The organism is Porphyrobacter sp. TH134 (genome assembly GCF_002855495.1).
Classification (GTDB): domain Bacteria; phylum Pseudomonadota; class Alphaproteobacteria; order Sphingomonadales; family Sphingomonadaceae; genus Erythrobacter.
This window is the reverse complement of record NZ_PKRO01000077.1, coordinates 1-3,449: the sequence shown is the minus strand read 5'-3', so window position 1 is coordinate 3,449 and position 3,449 is coordinate 1. Positions and strand designations below refer to the sequence as shown.

5 protein-coding genes are annotated in these 3,449 nt (G+C 61.6%); 4 read left to right on the top strand and 1 reads right to left on the bottom strand.

The annotated features are described in order from the left end of the window. From C0V72_RS15830 to C0V72_RS15815, 4 genes are all read left to right on the top strand, one after another. On the top strand, positions 1-494 hold a 494-nt coding region (locus tag C0V72_RS15830), incomplete at its 5' end, for a DUF2493 domain-containing protein (protein WP_143704640.1). 135 nt (positions 495-629) lie between these two features. Then, on the top strand, positions 630-1,067 hold the full coding sequence (locus C0V72_RS15825; RefSeq protein WP_233999994.1) for a helix-turn-helix domain-containing protein: 438 nt from the start codon (positions 630-632) through the stop codon (positions 1,065-1,067). 12 nt (positions 1,068-1,079) lie between these two features. Next, complete coding sequence (locus C0V72_RS15820) at positions 1,080-1,670, top strand: PIN domain-containing protein (protein ID WP_101795088.1); 591 nt, start codon at positions 1,080-1,082, stop codon at positions 1,668-1,670. A gap of 546 nt (positions 1,671-2,216) precedes the next feature. Further along, on the top strand, positions 2,217-2,606 hold the full coding sequence (locus C0V72_RS15815; protein WP_101795087.1) for a single-stranded DNA-binding protein: 390 nt from the start codon (positions 2,217-2,219) through the stop codon (positions 2,604-2,606). 115 nt (positions 2,607-2,721) lie between these two features. Here the strand turns inward: C0V72_RS15815 and C0V72_RS15810 are convergent, their stop codons facing one another. Further along, the gene (locus tag C0V72_RS15810) at positions 2,722-2,952 is read right to left on the bottom strand and encodes a DUF6437 family protein (RefSeq protein ID WP_101795086.1); all 231 of its coding nucleotides are present in this window, start codon (positions 2,950-2,952) and stop codon (positions 2,722-2,724) included. Positions 2,953-3,449: the final 497 nt, after the last annotated feature.

Below are 3,449 nucleotides of genomic sequence, written 5' to 3'. Positions count from 1 at the left end.
ACAGCGCCATGATGACCTCGGCGCTCGTCGAAGGTCGCGATTTCCTGCGTGCCCGTGCCGAGGCCAAGCGCCGTGCGGCGGTGCCCGAAGGAACGCCAGTCGTCTTTGCTGGCGGGCGCACGCGCCATGCCACTGAAGATGATGCGCTGACCTTCGGCAACAATGTCTGGGCCACCCTCGACAAGGTCCGCGACCGCGTGCCCGACATGGTCCTTATCCATGGCGGCGACACCAAGGGCGTCGACCGCCTGGCATCGAGCTGGGCCGAACGTCGCGGTATCCCGCAGGTCACGTTCTCGCTCGACATGCGGCTGGGCGCCCGTGCTGGCTTCAAGCGCAACGAGCGTATGCTCTCCCTCGATCCGCGCTATGTCGTCGCTTTTCCCGGCAATGGCGTGCTCGAACGTCTGGTCATCGAGGCCAAGGCTCGGCGGATTACCGTGGTCGATCGCCGCGGGCCGCTCGGCACATCCCCGAAAGCACCGCCGGGGTGAGCGGCTGCCCTGATTAGTCTTTGTTGAGGAAATCGGAAAAGCCGCGCCGATTGCCATGTGTTGCGTTTATTTCGAATATTCCCTAGATAGCAATCCACCAAGCCGGAGAGACCAATGACATTGCCAGCAAGCGCCTTGCCGTTCGGCAACAGGCTGCCATCTGCCGATGACCGCCAGATCGCCAATCAGCTTCGCCAGATCCTTGCGGCACACAAGGCCGGCGAAGCGCATCTGCAGGTGTCCGATCCGGCGACCAAAAAGCCGGTCGATATCACCCTGACACCGGCAATGTCGGACCTGTTCCTCGAGCTGCTGCGTTACATCGGCAGCGGTGACGCCGTCACCTTGCTCCCGATCCAGCAGATGCTGACCACGCAGCAGGCGGCTGATTTGCTGAATGTGTCGCGCCCGTACCTCATCAAGCTGATCGAGAAGGGCGATATTCCTCACTCGATGGTGGGGCGTCATCGTCGGCTCAAGGCCGAGGATGTTTTTGCCTACAAGTCCGCGCGAGACAAAGCCCGGGCCGAAGCGCTGGATGAGCTCATCGCGGATAGCGCGGATCTTTATTGACCGACGCGATCCATGTTCGCCAATCGCTATACTGCGCTCATCGATGCCTGCGTGCTCGTCAGTGCGCCCCGCCGCGACCTTCTGCTGACGCTTGCCGAAGCCGAATTCTTTCGCGTCCGCTGGTCCCGGAGCATCATTTCGGAAACGCAGTCGGCACTGCGCAATATCTTCGAAGAGCGAGGTTTCGAAGATCATGATGCCCGAGCGGCCCGGGCAGTGAGGGCGATGCAGACAGCTTTTCCTGAAGCTCTTGTCGACGATCAGAAAGCGCAGCAACCGATGACGTTTGGCCTGCCGGACCCCAATGATGAGCATGTCCTTGCGGCTGCCGTCCAGACCCAGGCGCAAGCGGTTGTCACTGACAACCTTGCTGACTTTCCGGCGTCCATTCTGTCCCCAATGAACATTGAGGCGCGCACGGCGGACGACTTTATTGCGGACACCATCGCTCTTGATGAGGGCAAGGCCGTCGCCGCGATCAGAGATATGCGGATGCGATTGCGGCGGCCCGACATGTCGCCACAAGAATTCCTGAAATCGCTCGAGACGCACCGCCTGTTTGTGACCGCGTCGATCCTCAACAATCACGCAGATTCGATCTGATCTGTCGTTCGAGCTGACGGCGCGCGTAGGCAAGCTGTTGCAGATGCGATCAAGGCTACGAGCCGTGCCGGGGCTTCGTCCGGCTCCTGATAATGCTTGAACCACCACCGAACACCAAGCTTGCCAGGTGAAATTTCTGGCCCGTGGCCGCGGGCCGTGAGGTTTCACGGTGGGTATCGCCCCTGCCGTGCTGCCGCCAGCCTCAAAGATGCATCCGTTAGGCAGGCCGGTTCCAAATTCAGCGAGAAGAGGTCTCCGTCTTCAGGGGATGGGTTAGGGTCCCATCGGCCAAAGGTTGCGAGAGTGAATGGCACGCCTGCCCAACGCATCCAGCTCCACCCGGCTTCGATGCAAACCTGTCCCTGAATCACCCCCCGTCGAGACGCGCAACCCCGATCAGGTCCGGCCGAGTTGCCGGGCTTTGCCCGGCTGCCCGCACCACCCGAACCAGATCGGGGTTTCCCTTCGGTGCGCTTCGCCGCGGGGCGCTTCTGCTCGGGTTTTGCAGCCGGGATGGACCCGGAATGCTCGATCAGGAGAATACCCATGACCAATCTCGTTATCCTCGTTGGCCGCATCGCTCGCGACCCCGAAACCCGCACCACCCAGAGTGGAACCAGCATCACCTCGGTCTCGGTTGTGACCGATCGTCCCGCCCGCAAGGAAGGCAAGACCTACAAGGACGAGAACGGCTACACCGCCAAGGACAGCGAATTCCACCGCGTGACCTGCTTCAACGGCCTCGGCGAAAACGTCGCCAAGTACTGTACCAAGGGCCAGATGGTCTCGGTCGAAGGTCGTATCCACTACACCCAGTGGGAAGATGAAAGCGGCACCAAGCGCTACGGCTGCGAGATCATCGCTGACAAGGTCGATTTCCTCACCAAGGGCCGCTCAGGCACCAACGAAGATGCTCCCGATATCGACGAGGATTGAGTGTCCTTGCCTCACGAAACGGCCCCGGTGGCACATGCCATCGGGGCCTTTTCTTTTGTTGCCGTGCCATGCGGCGGCACGGGGCATCGAACCCCGTGCCGCCGCCTGTTAGTGCTTACGCCGGAGCAATCCGCTTCAGCGTTTCCTCGATGCCGAGCGCCATCGATGCACTGACGATCTGGCGCAGCTGCGCCGGATCGATGGTTTCTGCGCCGCAATCGATCAGCACTTTGCCGAGCTCGATCGCAACCTCTTGCCGAAGACGAACTTCCTCGCCGTCAAGTTGAGCTCGCTGTTCACGCAGCTTCTTCAGCGCATCGCGCGCGTTGATTTTGGACCTGGCCATAGGGGGTTCCTCCTTGTTGGCCGTTGGTCCCCTCCGCCGCTGAGAGTGGCACTGCTCGGGCAAGTAGGGAAGCGGTTTGTGGGGGCGACCGACGCGTTCCCCCACGATTGTTGGTGGGTGGCTCTCTCGCAGATAGGCCAAGTGTGATGCGGGCTTTGGGGCTGCGTCAAGGACGACGGGGCCCCACCATTTTTGCCGTGCGAGCACGACAAAAATCGTTGCCCCCATCGCCGCTTCGCGGCCGCTGACGCGGTCCCTGACCCAGCCCGTCACCCACATCCTCGCAGCTCCTGATGCGACGCATCGAACATCAGGAGGAAAGATCATGTACGCTTCACACAGCACGGCCGATGACGGGTACCAGGCAGATCAGGCAGCCTTCGTTGCCGCTCTCGATCAGGCTGTCAACGGCGGAGTAAAAGTCGGCCATTGGGCGGCGCAAAATCAGGCCACTTGATCCGCGCCTTGGCGAGCGCTGGGAGGGCGTAGCCCGAGCG

Bases quoted from the DNA above. Each gene is read 5' to 3' on its own strand.
- C0V72_RS15820 (WP_101795088.1), top strand. From the start codon at position 1,080: ATGTTCGCCAATCGCTATACTGCGCTCATCGATGCCTGCGTGCTCGTC.
- C0V72_RS15815 (WP_101795087.1), top strand. From the start codon at position 2,217: ATGACCAATCTCGTTATCCTCGTTGGCCGCATCGCTCGCGACCCCGAA.
- C0V72_RS15810 (WP_101795086.1), bottom strand. From the start codon at position 2,952: ATGGCCAGGTCCAAAATCAACGCGCGCGATGCGCTGAAGAAGCTGCGT.